At 68.9% G+C, this 17,546-nt stretch carries 13 protein-coding genes and 3 pseudogenes; 8 read left to right on the top strand and 8 right to left on the bottom strand.

Annotation, left to right across the window (positions count from 1 at the left end; all coding sequences use genetic code 11):
• The coding region (locus J7E89_RS26415) for a hypothetical protein (RefSeq protein ID WP_308315609.1) at nt 1-180 on the top strand (180 nt) is incomplete at its 5' end.
• Between the two features lie 24 nt (nt 181-204).
• Here J7E89_RS26415 and J7E89_RS26410 read toward each other — a convergent pair.
• The 3 genes and pseudogenes from J7E89_RS26410 to J7E89_RS26400 all read right to left on the bottom strand — a co-directional run.
• A pseudogene (locus tag J7E89_RS26410) lies at nt 205-599 on the bottom strand (DUF2637 domain-containing protein); the annotation flags it as partial.
• 422 nt (nt 600-1,021) lie between these two features.
• Complete coding sequence (locus J7E89_RS26405; protein WP_214976926.1) at nt 1,022-2,290, bottom strand: DUF3631 domain-containing protein; 1,269 nt, start codon at nt 2,288-2,290, stop codon at nt 1,022-1,024.
• A gap of 233 nt (nt 2,291-2,523) precedes the next feature.
• Complete coding sequence (locus tag J7E89_RS26400; RefSeq protein ID WP_251061112.1) at nt 2,524-2,739, bottom strand: hypothetical protein; 216 nt, start codon at nt 2,737-2,739, stop codon at nt 2,524-2,526.
• Between the two features lie 109 nt (nt 2,740-2,848).
• Between J7E89_RS26400 and J7E89_RS26395 the strand changes: the two genes are divergently transcribed.
• Nucleotides 2,849-3,529 (top strand): helix-turn-helix domain-containing protein, encoded by a 681-nt coding sequence (locus J7E89_RS26395; protein ID WP_214976925.1) that lies wholly within the window; start codon nt 2,849-2,851, stop codon nt 3,527-3,529.
• Nucleotides 3,526-5,132: pseudogene (locus J7E89_RS26390) on the top strand (tyrosine-type recombinase/integrase). Before J7E89_RS26395 ends, J7E89_RS26390 begins: the two are co-directional and overlap by 4 nt.
• A 289-nt stretch (nt 5,133-5,421) precedes the next feature.
• On the opposite strand, the gene J7E89_RS26380 reads toward J7E89_RS26390, so the two are convergent.
• Entirely contained in the window at nt 5,422-7,104 is a 1,683-nt protein-coding gene (locus J7E89_RS26380; protein WP_251061084.1) for a DUF3320 domain-containing protein, read from the bottom strand.
• A 53-nt stretch (nt 7,105-7,157) separates the two neighbouring features.
• On the opposite strand from J7E89_RS26380, the gene J7E89_RS26375 reads away from it, so the two are divergent.
• Genes J7E89_RS26375 through J7E89_RS26355 form a run of 5 tightly spaced genes read left to right on the top strand, consistent with a single transcriptional unit; the run spans nt 7,158 to nt 13,107 of the window.
• Nucleotides 7,158-8,684: a site-specific integrase gene (locus J7E89_RS26375; protein WP_214976922.1), complete on the top strand. Its 1,527-nt coding sequence runs from the start codon at nt 7,158-7,160 to the stop codon at nt 8,682-8,684.
• Nucleotides 8,681-9,430, top strand: a complete 750-nt coding sequence (locus tag J7E89_RS26370) for a hypothetical protein (RefSeq protein WP_214976921.1) — start codon at nt 8,681-8,683, stop codon at nt 9,428-9,430. Before J7E89_RS26375 ends, J7E89_RS26370 begins: the two co-directional genes overlap by 4 nt.
• Entirely contained in the window at nt 9,430-10,548 is a 1,119-nt protein-coding gene (locus J7E89_RS26365; protein ID WP_214976920.1) for a hypothetical protein, read from the top strand. The genes J7E89_RS26370 and J7E89_RS26365 overlap by 1 nt, the downstream gene beginning before the upstream one ends.
• Nucleotides 10,545-12,710, top strand: a complete 2,166-nt coding sequence (locus J7E89_RS41105; RefSeq protein ID WP_251061083.1) for a hypothetical protein — start codon at nt 10,545-10,547, stop codon at nt 12,708-12,710. Before J7E89_RS26365 ends, J7E89_RS41105 begins: the two co-directional genes overlap by 4 nt.
• The gene (locus J7E89_RS26355; RefSeq protein ID WP_214976919.1) at nt 12,700-13,107 is read left to right on the top strand and encodes a hypothetical protein; all 408 of its coding nucleotides are present in this window, start codon (nt 12,700-12,702) and stop codon (nt 13,105-13,107) included. Before J7E89_RS41105 ends, J7E89_RS26355 begins: the two co-directional genes overlap by 11 nt.
• Here J7E89_RS26355 and J7E89_RS26350 read toward each other — a convergent pair.
• From J7E89_RS26350 to J7E89_RS26340, 4 genes and pseudogenes are all read right to left on the bottom strand, one after another.
• The gene (locus J7E89_RS26350) at nt 13,005-15,491 is read right to left on the bottom strand and encodes an ATP-binding protein (protein WP_214976918.1); all 2,487 of its coding nucleotides are present in this window, start codon (nt 15,489-15,491) and stop codon (nt 13,005-13,007) included. The genes J7E89_RS26355 and J7E89_RS26350 overlap by 103 nt on opposite strands.
• 76 nt (nt 15,492-15,567) lie before the next feature.
• Nucleotides 15,568-15,768 (bottom strand): annotated as a pseudogene (locus J7E89_RS42455) (hypothetical protein); the annotation flags it as partial.
• An 11-nt stretch (nt 15,769-15,779) separates the two neighbouring features.
• Nucleotides 15,780-16,103 carry a hypothetical protein gene (locus J7E89_RS26345; RefSeq protein WP_214976917.1) on the bottom strand — a complete coding sequence of 108 codons (324 nt, stop codon included), beginning with the start codon at nt 16,101-16,103 and terminating at the stop codon, nt 15,780-15,782.
• A 104-nt stretch (nt 16,104-16,207) separates the two neighbouring features.
• The gene (locus J7E89_RS26340) at nt 16,208-17,521 is read right to left on the bottom strand and encodes a helicase-associated domain-containing protein (RefSeq protein ID WP_308315608.1); all 1,314 of its coding nucleotides are present in this window, start codon (nt 17,519-17,521) and stop codon (nt 16,208-16,210) included.
• Nucleotides 17,522-17,546: the final 25 nt, after the last annotated feature.

Below are 17,546 nucleotides of genomic sequence, written 5' to 3'. Positions count from 1 at the left end.
ATGGGCGGCTCCAACCACCCCAACCACACGGTGCTCGCCCGGAAACTCCAGGACTACCTGCGGTGGCGCAACGCCAATGCCCGTCACCCCGACGTCCTGTCCGCCCAACGCCGTGAACGTGCCAGAGTCCGCAGCGAACGCCAGCAACGCTGGGGCCGCCCACGACTCAAAGCCGCCTGATCAAACCCGGCGAACGTTCGTGGCCAACGCACTAGCGTTGGCCGTGCCGCTGACGCCGGCCACGTTGAGCGCGATCGAGCCCACCGATCCGGTGGCCGTGAGGGCGATGGCCCACCCGTCGGTCACCCGGCGCAGGCCCGCCCGGAGCATGAGCAGTTCGCCCGCGACGATGAACGCGTCCAGGGTGGCGGGCCAGGCCCACCGCCGGGCGGGAGAGCTGTTGATCCCGTGCTGTCCGGCGACCTCGGCGAGGTGCGCGTACGAGAGCCAGAACGCGCCGGCGGTCAGGGCCACGATGACGGTGCCCGCCGCGATCAGTGCGTACCGCTCGACAGACTGCTTCGTCATCACTGGCCACCCTTCGCCGAGCCGGTCGCCTGGTAGGTGGTGCGGTGGATAGGGATGGAATGGGTGGTCAAGCGGTGTACTCCTGCGATAGCGGTGTAGTGCGTCTTTGCCGTCTTGGCCGTTGCAAGCGCAGGTCAGGGCGGGTACGGCAGCAGCCCCGGCCGTCCGTCCCGTCGCGTGCGGGCGGCGTCCTCGAACCTGCCGGGCGGAGGCTCAACCCGTTTATCGCGTCCGAGCGCGGTCTCAACGTGCCCCTGTCCGGCCGGGACGGTGCCGGGGCGTCTTCCGTCCCGGCAGGCAGCGCTGCGACCTGGGGCAATACGGCAAGGACGCTCAGGACGGCACAAGACGGATCCGGGCAGTGTCTGGGCGGGAAGCGCGCCAGTCGTGATCGCGTTGACGTCTTGGCCCTGACTGCCGTCTTGGCCGTATGCCGTTTGACCTGCGAGATCACGGCAGGGACGGCAAGGACGGCAACCAGGGGTGCGGGGGCTCAGCCCTCGCTGGGGGTGGGATCGGCGTCGACCGGATGCACGGTCGGGCAGTAGCGGCGCCAGGCGTCGAGGAACTTGTTGCGCATGTAGCCCTTGCGCTGTGTCCCGTCGGCGAGGCGGACGTTGCCGGACTTGATGCCGAACTCGCGCAGCATCGAGCTGAGGTCACGCGGGCTCAGCCCGCTCCGCCCCCACTCAGACCATGGGCTCTCCGGGTCCTGGCGCAGGTGGTGGAGCAGTTCCTCGGTGCAGAGGCTGTCGACCTCGCGCTGGGCGACGAAGACGCGGCGGATGTCGGCGAGGATCCGCACCGAACTGGGGTGGTCCTCCTCGGCCGCTGCCTCAGCGGCGACCATCTGTGTGCACGCCTCGCGGGCGAGCCGAGGCCAATGAGCGGCTGCGAGGTCGGCGACGATCACCAGAGGTTCCCAGGTGTCGGCGGCGCGGTCCTCGACCGGCATCGCCGGTTCCAGGTCGGCGGCCTTGTCGAGCAACGGCCAGGCCCACGCGGCGATGCGGTCGCGCAGATCGTGGAGGGCTGGGGTGTCCCTGCGTGATCGGAAGGGCCGGACACTCTCGCCGTCGGCTCGACGGCGGATGCGGATGACGACCGAGCGGTCCATGATCGTGTCGGGCAGGTCGCCGATCCCGGCCAGGGCCGCCATGGCGAAGGTGGCGAACCTGTGGGGTGTGTGGTCGTTGCCGACGACGCGGGTGACATAGCGGTTGCGCTGGTGGCCCGCGTTGAGGAGGCCGCGCATCTCCTCGTTCTTCTCTGCCTGCTTCGGCGTGCCGAAGATGGTGTCGGCCTCGTCGACGAGGAGCGTGGGCGGCTCGTCGGTGATCGAACGGAAGACCGCCGCCGGCGTGGTGTTGATGGTGAGCATCGGCTCGTGGACCGTCTCGGTCAGGACGTCCAGCAGCCGGGACTTGCCGCACCGCTTGGCCGGGCCCACCACCGCCAGGCGCGGGGCGTGCTGCCACGCGGGCTGCAGATGCGTCGCCGCCACCCACAGGGTGACCGCATCGAGCGCCTGCTCTGAGGGCAGGATTACGAACTTCGCTATGTGCGACCGCAGTTCGAGCAGCAGCTCGGAGCCGTAAGTCGGCTCTGGCTCCGGGACCGCTTCCTCGGCGGGTTCAGTCCCATCGCCGGGGATCTGCGCCTCGTTCTCGGGCGCGTAGTTGCCAGGGTGGCCGGGCACGGCCGTCGGCGGCCACGAAGGCTTGTCGGATTCGGAATAGGGCTCGGGTGCCGTGTGTTCCACAGGGCAGCTCCTCGTCTGGCGACTGCGGGCTTGCGTGCCCTTGCCGCCGGGTTGGTTCTCTTCGGGCCGTGGAGGGATGCTGGGGCCTCCGGCGTTGCGTCGCCGGGGGCCCATCCCCTTCTCGCGGGCATCAAGCCGCCGCGAGGGAACACGGACAGTACGTCCACGCCTGGCCACAGTCCAGCGTTTCTGTGTCAGCTCAGCGCAGAACCGCCTGCTACCTTGTCTCGCCCTCAAGCGGCGAGGCCCAGCAGGTTCAGCAGATCCGCGGTCACCACGCGGTACGCCTTGCCCAAGCGCAGGACCCTGCAGGGGTACTGGCCTCGCTTGGCCAGTTCATAGCCCTTACTCCGCCCGAGACCCAAAGCACGGTTTCCTGTGTCCAGGTCAACGGCAGCGGGAAGGGTAAGCAGCTCCTCCCGGCTCATCCCCTTCGACTGGCTGACCATCGCTTCTTCGCGCACGCAGCGCCCCTCTCGGTACAGCCCTCGGCGAACGTGCGCATCACATCCGACTCCAGGCGCCTAGTAACCATCATGGGCGAGCTATTGTGTCTTCATGACACAACATCGTTCCGATGATGAAGAGGACGACTTTCCGGAGTGGGTGGACCGGATCAAGGCCAACGTGGCCGGCGAAGTCCGGCGACGGAGGAAGGAGATGGGGTGGAGCGCACAGGACCTGGCGGACCAGTGCGAGAGGCTCGGGCACTCGATCGCACGCAATGTGATCGCCAACATGGAGTCCGGACGCCGGGCGAACCTTCCGCTGGTGGACGTCATGGTCCTCGCCGCCGCCCTGGAGACGTACCCGGTCTGCCTCATCTTCCCGGTCGGATACGTCGACCGGACCCAGGAACTCCCGTTCCGGGACCTCGTACCCACCTGGGACGCCCTGCGGCGCTTCACCGGCGAGGAGGACGTGCCTGAGTACGACGCGGGGCTGGTCCCCGAGTTCGAGCTTCACGCCAGCCTTGTGCGCACCGTCCTGGCCTCGCTCGAAGAGGAAGAACGGGCGCGGTTCGCGGCCAAGACGGCAACCAGCCGCGCCCAGCAGGAAGAAGCCGAGCGTAAACGGACCGAGTACGCCGACCAGGCCATCTCCGCCAAGTACAACCTCCGGCACCTCCGCCGGGAGCTCCGCGAAGAGGGAGTTACCCCGCCAGACCTGCCACCCGCACTGGGTGATGTCGACCCACCCGAATCCGACCCCAACACCACCCCGGAGGAACGCCTTTGAAGGGCTCCACCTACCGCCGCTGCTCCTGCCGCGACCCGAAGACCGGCAAGGAACTCGGCTCTTCCTGCCCGAAGCGCAACAGCAGGAACCACTGCACGTACTCCATGCGTCAGGAGCTGCCGCCCCGTGAGGACGGCAGTCGGCGGTCGTTCGCACGTGGCGGGTACGCCAACCTCAAGGCGGCCCAGGCCGACCTCGACCACGTACGCGCCCTCCTCGGGCTTGCCGAGGCCGACGACCCGGAGGGCGTGCAGCTGATCTCCGAGATGCTGGCGGAGGTCAGCGGGGAGAAGCTGCCTCTGCCCGACGTGGAGGAGACCCGGCGGCGACTCAAGGCCGGCCAGGACCTCGTCGGCAGCCTGACCGTGAGCGAATGGCTGGACCGGTGGCTGGCGGGCAAGAGGATCCGCAAATCGGGTATCAGCCGCTACGAGACCGACATTCGCGTGCACCTCAAGCCGCACATCGGGCACCGGCGCCTCGACCGGCTGCGCGTCAGCCACCTGAGCGAGATGTTCACAGCCATCGCCGACGCCAACGCCGAGATCCTGGAGCAGAACGCCCAGCGGCGGGCTGCCGTGGAGGAGTTGGCGACCATCCCATGGAAGGGGGTCGAGAACCGTGCTCGACGGAAGGCGCTGAAGGCAGCGATCGACGCGATGCCGGCCTTCCGCCGGGTCACCGGCCCCGCCACGCGCCAGCACGTCAAGGCCACGCTCCGCGCGGCCCTGAACGACGCGATCGGGCAGCAGATCATCACGTTCAACCCAGCGGCCCACGTTGAGATCGACCCGGTGCGCAAGCCGAAGGCGCTCGTGTGGACGGACGAACGGGTCGCCAAGTGGGACCAGACCGGAGAGAAGCCCCCACCGGTGATGGTCTGGACGCCGGAACAGACCGGCGCCTTCCTCGACTTCGTCGCCGAGGACCGGCTGTACGCGATGTGGCACCTGATCGCGTTCCGCGGTCTGCGACGGGGTGAGGCGTGCGGGCAGCCGTGGTCCGAGACCAACCTCGACCGGCACTCCCTCACCGTGACCGGGCAGCTCGTCCAGGACGGCTGGGAAGTCGAGGCGTCCGAGCCAAAAACCGACAGTGGCTTCCGCGTCGTCGCCCTCGATGACGACACCGTCGGCGTCCTGGAGCGGCACCGCAAGCAGCAGGAGGCTGACCGCGCGGAGTGGGGGTCGGCCTGGGTGAACACCGGGCTCGTCTTCACGCAGGAGGACGGCTCCTGGCTGCACCAGGCAAAGTGACCGATCTCTTCGAGGGGCTGGTGGTCTCCTCGGGGCTCCCGCCGATCCGGCTGCACGACCTCCGGCACGGGGCCGCCACGCTCATGCTCGCCGCCGACATCGACGTCAAGATCGTGTCCGACACCCTCGGGCACAGCGACACCCGGATCACTCGGGACATCTATCAGAACCCCCACGTCGGCAAGAACGCCGCCGAGGCCACCGCCAAGCTGGTCCCTCTCCAGCGCAAGGCGGAAATGAAAGAGGCCGCACGCAAGGCGGAGAAGGCCCGGAAGAAGGCCAAACGCGCCAAGAAGGACCAGGCCGAGGGCAAGAAGAAGGCCCAGCGGAAGAAGCCCAAGCAGTAGGGCCGAGACCCCCTCCGCTCGCACATCGCTCACGCAAGCCATTCCACGGCACCCCGGCCGTGTGACGCGCCATGCCCCGAGCAACAGAAAACCCCAGGTCATGGGCTACGTGACCTGGGGTTTCTCTGAGCCGCCTTCGGGATTCGAACCCGAGACCTACGCATACGAGGGGCTGCAAGATCATTCCAGATGGTTCTGAGCGGTGCTAATGAACACCGTCTTACGAGCGCGTCGGCTGGTCCTTCAGTAGCCGCCCCGGCCACAACGTGGCCCATCAGATCGGTTTCTGTCACCCGACCGCCGTAATGTGCCCGTTCACCTCCCTCAGCCTGCCCCGGCGGTGCAGTTCGTCGATGTCGGAGTCCAGGAAGCTGCGGATGTCCCGGCCCATGCGGCGCCAGCCGAAGAACTCGCCCGTGTGCCGGACCAGTTCGTCCCGGGACATGCTCGGACACTCGGCGGCAAGTTCGTACAACGCCAGCTGACGTTCAACCGGAGCGATGTGCGCGGCCTTGCGAGGGGTGTCGCCCTCCCCTGGAACGCGGGCACCCAGCCCCTCCCTGCCTGCCACATCCAAGAAGTCGCCATCGACGGTGACCTGCCCCGAGTGGACAAGACCTCGCACCGCTTCCCGTACGTTTTCACGGATCCTGTTGCCCGCCCGGGCCACACCCCACGCCTCCCTGGCTCGCTGCACCAACAACTCCTCGTGGACGGGGCCCTCGATCTCGATGACCCTGTTCAGGAGCTTGCGCAGCGCGGGCCGGGCCTCTGAGGTGTGCAGTTCGTACGGTGAGGACACTGCCATCTCGCATGTCTCGTACAGGGAGCTCCACGGCCGGTCGGGCTCGGTGTCGACCGGAACGCGCTCATGGTCCGCGGCAGCGGTCGGAGGCGTACCGTTCCCCAGCCCCGGGGAACCGGGCGCGGCCGAAACGCCGGGGAGCGGGGCAGCCGCCCTGGTGCCCGAGGTGTCCCCCGCTTTGTCGTCCTCGTCGGCCACCGTCGGGCCCGTCCTTGGATCCGTCGAGGCAGAGACCGGCATCGGTCCCCGTTCGACCGCCAGTGCGACCGCCTCGCGCAGTCTCAACTCGGCAGCATCCCTGCCGCGATACCAGTCAGTGCCCCAGATACGGTGCAGCCGCCAGCCCAGCCCGGCGAGCACCTCCTCCCGCAGCCGGTCGCGGTCCCGAGCCGTCCTGGAGGAGTGGTACATCGCGCCGTCGCACTCGATGCCGAGCGCGTAGGTACCCGGGAACTCCGGATGGCGCACGCCGATATCGATGCGGTATCCGGCGACACCGACCTGCGGCTGCACCCGGTGGCCCCAGTCGCGCAGCACCTGCAGGACCGACTCCTCGAAGGGGCTGTCAGGCTCGGTGTCGCCCTGTGTCACATCCCGCGCGAGGACGGCGTGGCCGTTCTCGGCGTACTCGAGATACCGCTTGAGGTGCTGAACGCTCTCGTTCGCACTGTCGGCCAGGCCACTTCCCCGGAAGGACGCGACGACCTCCATACGGAAGCGCGCCCTGGTGACAGCGACGTTGAGGCGCCGCCAGCCACCGCCCTTGTTGATCGGCCCGAAGTTCGTGCCGAACTTGCCGTGCTCGTCGGGACCGTACCCGATCGACATGATCACGACGTCGCGCTCGTCGCCCTGGACGGATTCGAGGTTCTTGACGAAGAACCCGTCGAGTCGATCCTCGGTGAAGCAGTGGTCGAGGTCGGGGCGAAGCAGCCGGGCCTGCTGGACGGCCTGGTCGATGGCCGCCGCCTGGGTCTGGGAGAGAGCGACGACGCCCAGGGTGCGACCGGGGCGAGTGTCGAAGTGATGGATGACCCGCCGGGCGACGAACTCAGCCTCCACACGGTTGTCGCGTCGACCGCCCCGGTCGTACACGCCCTGTGTGGGGAAGAACTCGACGCCGATGTCGTTGCCGTGGTCCAGTGCTCCGGCGGTCTCTAGCCACAAGAAACTGTTGCTGGGGTTTTGGTGACTGCGAGTGGCTGTATGTTCACTCATTGATGCTCGATGAACTTGAGGTGGAGACTGGCCTGTTGGCGCGGTGGCAGGTGCATTGGTGCAGCCCGCGACGGGAGGTGTCGTGGTACGCGGCAGATCCGGTGCTGGCAGGTCTGCCGACACTGGCGGAGTGGGCGCACGCGCACGGTACGCAGATGGGGCAGCCGGTGCTGCTTCGGGCCGATGGGTGGTCGGTGCCGGAGGTCAACGGGTTCTTCGCCTCGGCGCGGATGCGCAACGCGAGCACGGGCACGCGGAGGAAGTACGCCTTCGCGGTAGCCGTCTGGCTGGGATTCCTTGATGCGGCGGGCCGGGCTTGGCACGACGCCGACGAAGAGGACGTCGCCGGGTTCAAGTTCTGGCGGATGACCGACGAGGCCAACGTCCGGCGCGTGGCCGGCGGGACGGTGCTGGACGACCTGATCGCGATCAGCGCGTTCTACCGCTGGGCCGGGTCCCGGTTCGGAGTGATCGATCCGGTGGCCCGACGGCAGGTTCCCGGCCCTGACCCGGGCACGGTGGCGGAGTCGTTCGAGGCCGGCCCGCACCTCGTACGCGGCAAGGACGTGAAGTGGCTGGACCCGGCCGGCTACGCCCGGTGGGTCGACGTCGGGCTGCGCGGACTGGACCTGCGCGGTCGGGAGATCGACGGATGGCGCGGGCGCAACAGCCAGCGTGACTGCGCGTTCGTCGATGGGCTCTACGGCACCGGGCTGCGGCTGAGTGAGTGGGCCAGCGTCCTGCGCCTGGAGCTGCCCGCCGACGACCAGGCCCGCACCTACTACACCTGTCGGCTGGCGGAGGAATGCGCCAAGGGCGGACGTGGACGCCGGTTCTGGATGCCGCGCAGCGTGCTCGTCGACGTCCTGGCCTACGAGGAGGGCGAACGCGCCGCAGCGGTCCGCCGCGCTCAGCGCGCCGGCCGCTACGAGCGGCTGCCGCAGCTGCTGCTGGTCGAACGCAGGACCCGCAACCGGCGGCTGGAGATGCGCGACACCAACGGCCGGCGGATGACCGCGTCGCTGGACTCGCTCGATCCCGAGGCCCGCAAGAGGCTGTTCCGCCAGACCGTCGCCGGACTGGAACCGCTGGCAGTCTGGCTGAACGAAGACGGCATGCCACGCGAGGCGCACGGCTGGCAGCACACCTTCGACACCGGCAACGAGCGAGTCGCCCGCGCCGGGCTCACCTCGTTCGAGGCAAACGCCCACATGATGCGGCACTCGTTCGCGCTGCGCTGGTACTCGGTCGGCCGACTGCTCTACGAGCGGCAGGTCGCGCACCTGAACGCCGAGGAGGTACGTGACTTCCGCGCCCAGTTCGGCGACACCTGGTATCTGGTCAAGACGCTGCTGGGGCACGCCGACGTGACCACCACGATGGATATCTACCTGGAGCCCTTCCGCGACCTCGACGTCTCGCTGCTGATCGAGCATGCTCACGGCTTTGCGCTGTCGTCCCTGATGGCGTCCATGTTCGCCACGCACCCGCAGGTCCTGTCTGACCCGGTCGCCGGAGAGCCGTCATGACCCGGGCTACTGGGCGCCCGGCTGCGCTGCCGACCCCCGGATACCAAGCGCCGCGACGGTTGTTCCTCGACGACGGGCAGTGCCTGGTCCGCTTCTTCCCGGAGAGCGGCGGCCCGCCCGTCGACTACGACTTCGCCGCCTTCCCGGTCGCCCGCGAGCTGGTGGTGTGGCTGGCGACCGCGTTCGCAGGGGCGACCGCCCCGGCCGGGCGGCGCCGGACGACGTCCTCGGCCAAGAGCGCCTTCGGGCTGCTGCGCCGTTTCGCACAGCATCTGGCCTCGCTGAACCGCCCGCCAGCCCATCCGGCGCAGCTTCGAGCCGCCCACCTGGAGAGCTTTCAGATGGCCGGACTGGGCACGCCGAACCTGAACCGGGAGCTGCCGACGCTGCGCTCGGTGCTGCGGTTCGCACCTGAAGGTGCCGACCAGGACTTCCTGGCGCGTCTGGCCCGCAAGGGCCTGGAGCGCAACTCCACGCCCGCCGCCAGCTACACCACAGACGAGTTCGACCGCATCACCAACACCGCGCGCTCCCAGTTGCGGCGGGCCGCCGACCGGATTTTCGCCGGGCGGGAACTGCTGGCCCGCTGGCGGGCGGGGCAGATCGACGCCGAAGCGGAGCCGCGAACCTGGCAGCACGGCGAGCTGCTGGACCACGTGGAGCGGCACGGCGACGTTCCGCGCAGGGACACCGCTGGGGCCGGCAGCCTGACATCTGCGTCCGTCCGTTCGGGGCGGGCCGACTGATGGCGGACCTGCACCTGACCTTCTCCGACATCGGCGCGGCCGGCGTGCTGCTGCTCTGCCTGACCGGGCAGAACTACAGCACGATCTCCACAGCCACGGCGACGCACCACCGCGCCGACGGGCACACCGGGACCATCGCGACTGCGGTGGTGGACCTGGTCAAGCCGCGCCGCGGCCGGGACCGCGCACACATGCCGACCGCGTTCTCCGGCAATGCGCCCGGTGAACAGAGCCGCAGCCCTCACCGGCAGTTCGACCTGCACACGCCGTTCGGGGTCTACGCGCTGCTGGTCGATCTGGCCGACCCAGCACGGACGCACATCGGAACGGATCTACTCCTGGCCTTCTTCTGCTCCAAGGGCGTGGAGAAGGCTCGTGGATTTCGTACCGGCCTGCCTAACGCGATCCTGGCCAGCTGGAGCCGAGGCGCGAACCTGCACGCCGACACCGTCGGCGCGGACGGTCTTCCGATGCCGCTAGTCGTCGACAGCCGACGGCTTCGGATGAGCTGGCTGGAACGCCACCAGCAGCCGGTCGCACACACGGAACGGACGCTGGCGAACGAGTACCTGGCCCGCAACCGCGGCAACCTCGCCGAGTACCAGAAGGTCGTCGCGGACGTGCTGGAGGATCAGCTGGCCGGCGCGAGAGCCGCGCAGGTCATGCGAGTGCTGACGGCCACCGATGTCGCCGAGGCCCGTCGCACGCCCGAGACCGTCGCCAGCCGCCACGGCCTGGACCCGGCCACCCTGAAGAAGCTGTTGGCCGGGGAACTGGACACCGTGCTGGGAGGCTGCACCGACCACCTGGCCAGCCCGCACAGCCCGGCGGGCGAGCCCTGCCGCGCCTCGTTCCTGCTCTGCATGTCCTGCCCCTGCGCCCGCGCGACTCCGGCGCACCTGCCGGTGCTGATCGCCGTCCAAGACGGGCTGGAGGCCCGCAAACAGGAGATGACGCCTCTGCGCTGGGCCGAACGGTTCGCCGGGCCCGTCGCGCAACTGGCCGACCTGCTCTCCAACTTCCCCACCGCGACGATCGCCACGACCCGCACAGAGATCACCGCCGAGCAGCGAGCCCTGGTCGAGCGGTTCCTGACCCGAGGACTCGACCTGACATGATCCTCCCGGACACCGCCCCGGCCCCATCTGCGCCTCTGCTGCCCGAACCGGACACACTCGTGCTGCTCAACCGGCCGTTGCGCCCCGGAACCGACCCCAGCACTCTGTCGGTATTCGCCGACCAGCGCTGGCGCCTTTCGCCCGCCGTCTTCGAGGGCCACACCACCGCGTTCTCGATCGACTTCAGCCCCATCACGGCACCGTTCCTGCATACGGTCAAGACGCTCACCTGGTTGCTGCTCAACCACACCAGCGCCGGCGTCTCCACCTTCTACTTCCGGCCGCGCACGTTGGCGATCACCACCATCACCTCCACGTTCCGCAACCTCCGGCTGTTCACCGACTGGCTCCACGGACGCGGCCGTACATGCTTCGGCGAGGTGTCCCTGGCCGACCTCGACGACTACGCCGCGCACGTCAAAGCAACCGAGACCAGCCATGCCCAGCGCGAAGACCGGCTCTCGATCGTGAACCGGGTGTGGTCCTACCGGGACCTGCTTCCCGAGGCCGACCGGCTGCCGCAAACACCGCCCTGGCGCGGCGAGCGCATCCAGGACATCCTCCAGCAGCGGCGCGCCATCCGTGAAGAGAACCGGACGCCGCGCATCCACCCCGAGACGATGTCGGCGCTGCTGGCCTGGGCCCTGCGGTTCGTGGAGACCTTCGCCGAGGACATCACCGCGGCATTCGGCGAACACCTCGTACTCAGCGAGCGCGGCGGCCGCGCCCGCGGGGGCCGGGACATTCCTCCACCACGGCGCCCGAAGGGCGCGCTGACCGACGAGCTGCGCGTCCTGCTGAGCGACTACCGCGAGCGAGGACATCCGCTTCCCGGCATCCGTGACAGCGACGGCACGCTCCGGGTCAACCTCTCGCACATCGCGAAGGTGCTCGACACGGCCCGCGGTGCGCTGGACAACCCCAGCAACCGCGCCGTTTTCGCCGAGATGGGGCTGTCCGTCATCGAAGGCGCGCCGCTGGACGCGCCGGTCACCGGGCGATTGGACGGCCGGTCCTGGCACGACGGGGCCATCGACTACGTCGAGGCCGGCTTTCTGGCCCGGCACCTGAGTACGGCCTGCTTCATCGTGATCAGCTACCTGTCGGGGATGCGGGCAGGCGAGGTCCTCAGTCTTGAACGTGGCTGCGTCGAACGAGACGACGCCCACGGCCTGGTCCTCCTGCGCGGCAGGCACTGGAAAGGTGTCCGTGACGCTGCCGGCGACAAGATGCCCGAGGGCGAGATCCGGGCTGATCCGTGGGTCGTCACCGAGGCCGTCGCCACCGCCGTCGCCGTCCTGGAGCGGCTGCACACGAGCACCTGGCTGTTCCCGGCGACGTTGTTCACCGACGGTCGCGACGGCGCGACCATCCTGCGCAGCCGCGTCGGCGGTTCCCGGTCGGAGACCCGAATCAACCACGACATCGCCGAATTCCTGGCCTGGGTCGAGACCTACTGCACCGAGCACGGCCGCAGTGACCACATCCCGCCCGACCCGGTCCACCCGGTCATCTACTCCGCCCGCCTGCGCCGCACGCTGGCCTGGTTCATCGTCCGCCGGCCACGGGGCCTGGTTGCCGCCGCCATCCAATACGGACATCTCCGCGTCCAGATGACCCTCGGCTACGCCGGAAACTACGCCTCGGGATTCCCCGACGACCTCGCCTTCGAGGACTGGCTGACCCGGCTGGACACCCTCGCCGACGCACACCAGCGCCTACGTGAAGGCGAGCAGGTCAGCGGCCCAGCAGCCGAGACCTACCGGCACCGCGTCCAGGCCGCCACTCGCTTCGCCGGCCGAGTCCTGCGCACCAAGCGGCACGCCAACACCATGCTCGCCAACCCCGACCTCCAGATCTTCCCCGGCAAGGGCATGACCTGCGTCCTGGACCCCAAGCGGGCAGCCTGCCGCCTGCGCAGCGAGGAGGACAGCACCCGCCGCACCCCCGACCTCGACGACTGCCGGCCGAACTGCGTCAACATCGCGCGGACCGATCGCGACATCGAACACGTCCTCGTCCAGATCGACCAGCTACGACCGCTCGTCGACGACCCGCTGGCCCCCGCCTTCCGACACGCCCGCGAACAACAGGTACTCGACCGCCTGGAACGCATCGTCACCGCCCACGACTCGACTGGAGAACCCCACGATGGCCACTGACCGAGACGCCGAACGCGACGCCATCACCGCAGCGATCCAACGGCTCCTCGACGGCCGTCCAACCCGGTCCACCGGGGCGCTCACCACGCTGCAACTCGCCGCCGAGGCAGGCGTCAAGCGATGGGTCCTCACGCACAAGCACGTTGACCTCAAAGAGGAATTCGTCCGCCGAAAGTCCGAAGCGAACGGCATTCCACCCGCCTTCCAGCATCTGCACGCCCGCGCCATCGACGCCGAAGCCGCCGCCCAGGCCCTGCGGGAGGACAACGGCCAGCTTCGTGAGCGCGTCGCCGTCTATGCCCAGGTCATCCACGAACTCCGCACCGAGCTGGACCGACGCACCGACAACAACACCCGGCGCAGTCCCGTCCGGAGCCTGCCCACCAGCATCACCTGACGGGCAAGAACGGCAGATGAACCGTGATCGATTGACATTGGAAGCAACAACTCGCAATAGGCGAGAGAACCCGGGAACGTCACCATGGAGTTGCCGTAGAAGGACCTGTTGCTGAACGTGATCAGGTCCTCGTGACGGCTGCGGTAGTGCCAACGCAGGGAAAGTTCGCGTAGGGCGCCCGCCTTGCAGGCATGCAACAGCGACTCGAAGGTATCGGGGACGTCCTCGTCGTACTCGTCGGAGTCATCCTCGACCGCCGCGTCGAAGAAGGAAGTGGGCGGCAGCTGCTTCTCGTCGCCCGCCACGATCAGAGAATCTGCCCGGTATACGCAGTTGACGGCGTCGGCTGGGCGGACCTGTGATGCCTCGTCGAAGATGACCACGTCGAAGTGGTAATCCGCAGGCAGGAACTGGCTCACCGTCAGCGGGCTCATCATGAAGCACGGCTTGATCAGTCGGACGACTTCACGGGTGCGGCCGAGCAGTTCCCGCACCGGCATATGGCGTCGCTTCAGCTCCGCCTGCCGCTTGATCACCGCGGCCGCCCCGCCGCTGAACTGGCGCGGTCGGCGCTTGTTGCACGCCTCGATCACGGCTCCGCTCGCTGCAGCGACCAGCCGACGGTCGGCCTCCTGGAAGTCCGCCACCCGGACGTCCAGGTCCGCGGAGCGGGTGATGGCGAGCCGGGTGTCCGTGGCCAAGAGATCGTCGGCCCAGCACTTCAGCACCGCCTGCTCCACGACCGCAGGCAACCGCTCGGGCAGGAAGCCGCGTTCGACTGCACGCGGGACGAGTTCGTCGACACCGTGATGGGCCAAGACGTCCAGTCCGGAGCGGTACGCCTGCCATTCCTCCGGGCCGCGCGGGTTGGCCCGGAGTTCGTCGACGGCCTGCTGGGCCTGATCGAAGGTACCGAACAGGGCAAGAGACAGCTGGGCCTGGCGGGGCTCCTCGAAGAGGTCGTGCAGTGCGGCCGAGGACTCGGACCAGCGCTCGACGCGGTACGTCGCCGCGGCACACCAGCTGACCATCGCGCCGCGAATGCCACGGGCCAACAACCCCGGCAGCGGGTCGGGCTCAGTACCATCAGCCAGGCGGGCGGTGAGAAGGTCCCGCTGCTCGATCCCGCGGGTGAGTTCCGCGATGCGATCTGCCACAGTCAGCACGGCGTCCAAGGCGGGCAGTTCGTCCTCGTCGCGGGGGACATAGCCGCCCAGCGCCTCCTCGTGGTGTTTCGCCAGCCGAGCGACCTCCGCCGCAGTGTTCTGCCAGGCCAGGGCGTCGTTCAGGCGCTGGGGCAGCGCCTTGTCCCAGGCACCGTTGCGCGTGAGAGCGGCCACTGCCGCGCGGTCCTCCCTGTACCGGCCAGACAGACGCGCGAAGACGCCCCGGCGCTGACCAGTGAACCTCTCGACCAGGGCGGGCAACTCTTGGGCTTCCAGCACCTGTTCGCCGAAAAGGCCCACCGCTGCTGCACGGGCCGCCGCGTGGGCAGCGAGCGCGTCCCGCAATTCCTCAGCCGCTCGATGTGCCTCGCGCAGCCCTTCCTCGTCAAACCATCGCGCAGGCGGCCGCATCGCTGCGGAGGCCAGATCAGCGAGTTCCAGTAGACCGAACGCGGCCCGGGCTGATTCCGGCTTGGGCAGTCCGAACAGCTCGGCCAGTTGGGCGAGGCTTCCGAAGAGGTCGGCCGACAGTCCGCCGCCGACCGTGGCCAGGTTCCGGTCCGGCAGGCCCGCTTCCAGAATCCGTACGGTCTGCTGTACGTCGTGCACGGTACGCGGTTCGGGGGTCGTGGCCGCAAACGGGCGACGCTCGGCAGCCGTGCGCAGATCCCCGAGCGCGTCAGCGGCCTCGGCGAGAACCGTGGTGGGAGCGGAGGTCCCCTTCAGCCCGCGCCAGACGAACGCGTCGCCTTCCGCTGCCGGGCGCCAGGAACGACTGACGGCGCCGGCCGCGTCCAAGAGCGCCTGAAGCTCCCCGGCGCCAAGGCGCCGGACCGTGCTGGTGCTCTTGGCGCCGAGAGCGAGCTGCGGAGTGTCCGCTCGCTCCAGGAGGACAAGGCGGCCCAGGACGTCGTGGAGAGAACGGCCGAGCGGTTCGCGGATCTGGTTCATAGCCGCCGCGTAGGCAGACAGTTCCTCTCGCAGCCGCCGCGCCCGGTCGAGTTCGTGCTCGGCCGCGCCGGTGAGCCGCACTTCGGTGGTCAGCACCCGTTCGAGCTCCGTCGCCACAGCCTTCTTGCTGGTGTCGCCGCTGTGCAGGGCCATCACGAAGTCCCCGAGGCCGACACCTCGCAGCCTGTTGCGGACCACGTCGAGCGCCGCGGCCTTCTCGCTGACGAAGAGGACGGAGCGGCCGGCGTGCATGAGTGCGGCGATCATGTTGGTGATCGTCTGGCTTTTGCCCGTACCGGGCGAACACCCCACCGGACTTCTCCACCTCAACGGTCAGGTCTGCCGCCCGGTACGCCGCAGCCACCGCATCGACTGCCTCGGAGAAGGCAATCGGGTCAGCGTTGTCCGTGAATAGGTCGACGTCGTCCGAGAGCCGCTCCAGGAACCCGTGCACCTGCACCGCATACCCGCCGGCCAGGACAAAGCCGTAACTCGCGGCGGCTCCAAGACCGATACGGGCGAGCCGGGAGTGAAACGGATCCATGCCGACGAATACTACGCAGCCCTGCGGGTCAGCTCCGGGAAGCGCCCCTCCCACATCAGCCGCACCCGCGGCGGAAGCCACAGCCTCTGCCACACGGCTGAGAGAAGCACGGGGTCGAGGAACTGCCGCAGCTCCTCCACATGCATGGCCTCGCGGATGACCGTTTCATAGAGCATCCGCAGGTCAACGTCGTCCGACAGGTCGTAGGCACTCTTCGGTGTCCAGTCCAACGCGGTCGGCAAAACCACGACCCCGTCCGTCGGACCGGCCAGCTCATCCAGGGTCTCCGGAACCGTGTACGGCCGGATCTCCGCATACCGCACCCGTGTCTCCATGTGCTCAGTATGCCCAGCCTCGGCCCCGAACAGCCACAGCCATCTACTCAGGGGGCGCCGTCGATCAGGGCCTGCAGGAGGCTGAGCCCTCGGATCCGTCCGGGTCAGGCCAGTGGGTAGCCCTGGGCGAGCAGGGCTTTGCGGAACGCGGGGAGCTTCTCGGCGGGGACTGCCAGCTGCCGCTCACCGAGGCGGGTGCAGAGGGCGCGCAGGCGGCGGTCGCCCGCTAGGAGAGTAGCCAGGGCTTCGTCGGCGCACTCGATGAGGTGGACCGGGCCGGTGTCGCGAACCTTGCCGAGGCGGCGTTCGGTGTCGTCCAGCAGGGTGGTGACGGTTTGCGGCAGCGGCTGTGAGGACGCCTGGGCAAGGTAATAGCGGAGCTCCTTCAGGGTGTGCTTGGTGTCCAGGGCGCTCAGGAGGGAGGTGGCGCTCAGGGTCCACACCCGGTCGGAGGTCTTGTCGGCGAAGGCGTCAAGGAGCAGGGCGTCGGCAGGACGCAGTCCGTCGAGGGCGACGATGTCGAAATTCGGCAGGACCTTGATGCCGCGGCAGTCTGTGTCGACGGGGGCCGGCGCGGGGAAGTAGGCGGGGGTGCGGCCGGTGGCGTACCCGCCGAGCGGGTTAAGGCGCAGGGCGAGCAGGCCGTCATAGCGGGAGAGTTGGTCGAGGTCGTCGCCGCCCCAGTTGTCGCGGTAGTCCTCGCGGGCGCCGACGGGCGGAACGTACTCGATGTCGATGAGGCCGAGGGTGGCGGCGTACTCGAACAGGACGGCGAGCGTGTAGCGGCCCTGGAGCAGGGGCCAGTCGTGGAATCCGTCGTAGCCGAGGCTGCCGTACTGCGGGTCTTGCAGGTACAGCTTCCACAGGGCGCGGTCACTGCGCGCGATGGTGAAGTCGAACCCGCTCTTGCGCATGGCCGCGAACAGGTCGTCCACCTGGGTCCACTGCCCCGGTGCGCAGGCGGCGAGGGCCTCGCCGACCGTCTTGCGGCGGGGCCCCGCGGCGGACAGCACCGCCGCCGCGCGTTGGCCCTTGATCTCCTCGACACGGGAGAACTCATCCAGCACCGCGCGGTTCAGCCACCGCTGCCACAGGAGCCTGAGGGTGTCATGGGGCGGCTTGGTCAGGGCGGGCCGCCCTCGGGTGGTCAACGCCAGCTTCCCTGAGGCGAGTTCGGCGAGTCCTCCGGCCTGGAGCAGCAGCGGCCAAGCGAAGGCGGCGATGGGATCAGCCGAGTAGAAGTCGCCGTCCTGCAGGATCTCGGCAACAGCCGCCACCGTGGCCGCACCCGGGCGGTGCGTCTTCTGGCTGCACCGCAGCTTCCCGGCCGCGCACAGTTGCAGTACGGCGAGCAGGTTGGCCTGCGCCTCCTGCTCGGTGCACCGCACTGTGCCGCGCGACGCCTGCTCAGTTGTCACAGCTGATGCCTCTCCCACACCTGTG

The organism is Streptomyces sp. ISL-100 (genome assembly GCF_018614615.1).
Taxonomy (GTDB): Bacteria; Actinomycetota; Actinomycetes; order Streptomycetales; family Streptomycetaceae; genus Streptomyces.
Note: the sequence above shows the minus strand (reverse complement) of the source record. Positions and strands in the feature narration are given on the sequence as shown.

Bases quoted from the DNA above. Each gene is read 5' to 3' on its own strand.
- J7E89_RS26350 (WP_214976918.1), bottom strand. From the start codon at position 15,491: ATGATCGCCGCACTCATGCACGCCGGCCGCTCCGTCCTCTTCGTCAGC.
- J7E89_RS26395 (WP_214976925.1), top strand. From the start codon at position 2,849: ATGACACAACATCGTTCCGATGATGAAGAGGACGACTTTCCGGAGTGG.
- J7E89_RS26345 (WP_214976917.1), bottom strand. From the start codon at position 16,103: ATGGAGACACGGGTGCGGTATGCGGAGATCCGGCCGTACACGGTTCCG.
- J7E89_RS26365 (WP_214976920.1), top strand. From the start codon at position 9,430: ATGGCGGACCTGCACCTGACCTTCTCCGACATCGGCGCGGCCGGCGTG.
- J7E89_RS26355 (WP_214976919.1), top strand. From the start codon at position 12,700: ATGGCCACTGACCGAGACGCCGAACGCGACGCCATCACCGCAGCGATC.
- J7E89_RS41105 (WP_251061083.1), top strand. From the start codon at position 10,545: ATGATCCTCCCGGACACCGCCCCGGCCCCATCTGCGCCTCTGCTGCCC.
- J7E89_RS26400 (WP_251061112.1), bottom strand. From the start codon at position 2,739: ATGGTCAGCCAGTCGAAGGGGATGAGCCGGGAGGAGCTGCTTACCCTT.
- J7E89_RS26375 (WP_214976922.1), top strand. From the start codon at position 7,158: ATGCTCGATGAACTTGAGGTGGAGACTGGCCTGTTGGCGCGGTGGCAG.
- J7E89_RS26370 (WP_214976921.1), top strand. From the start codon at position 8,681: ATGACCCGGGCTACTGGGCGCCCGGCTGCGCTGCCGACCCCCGGATAC.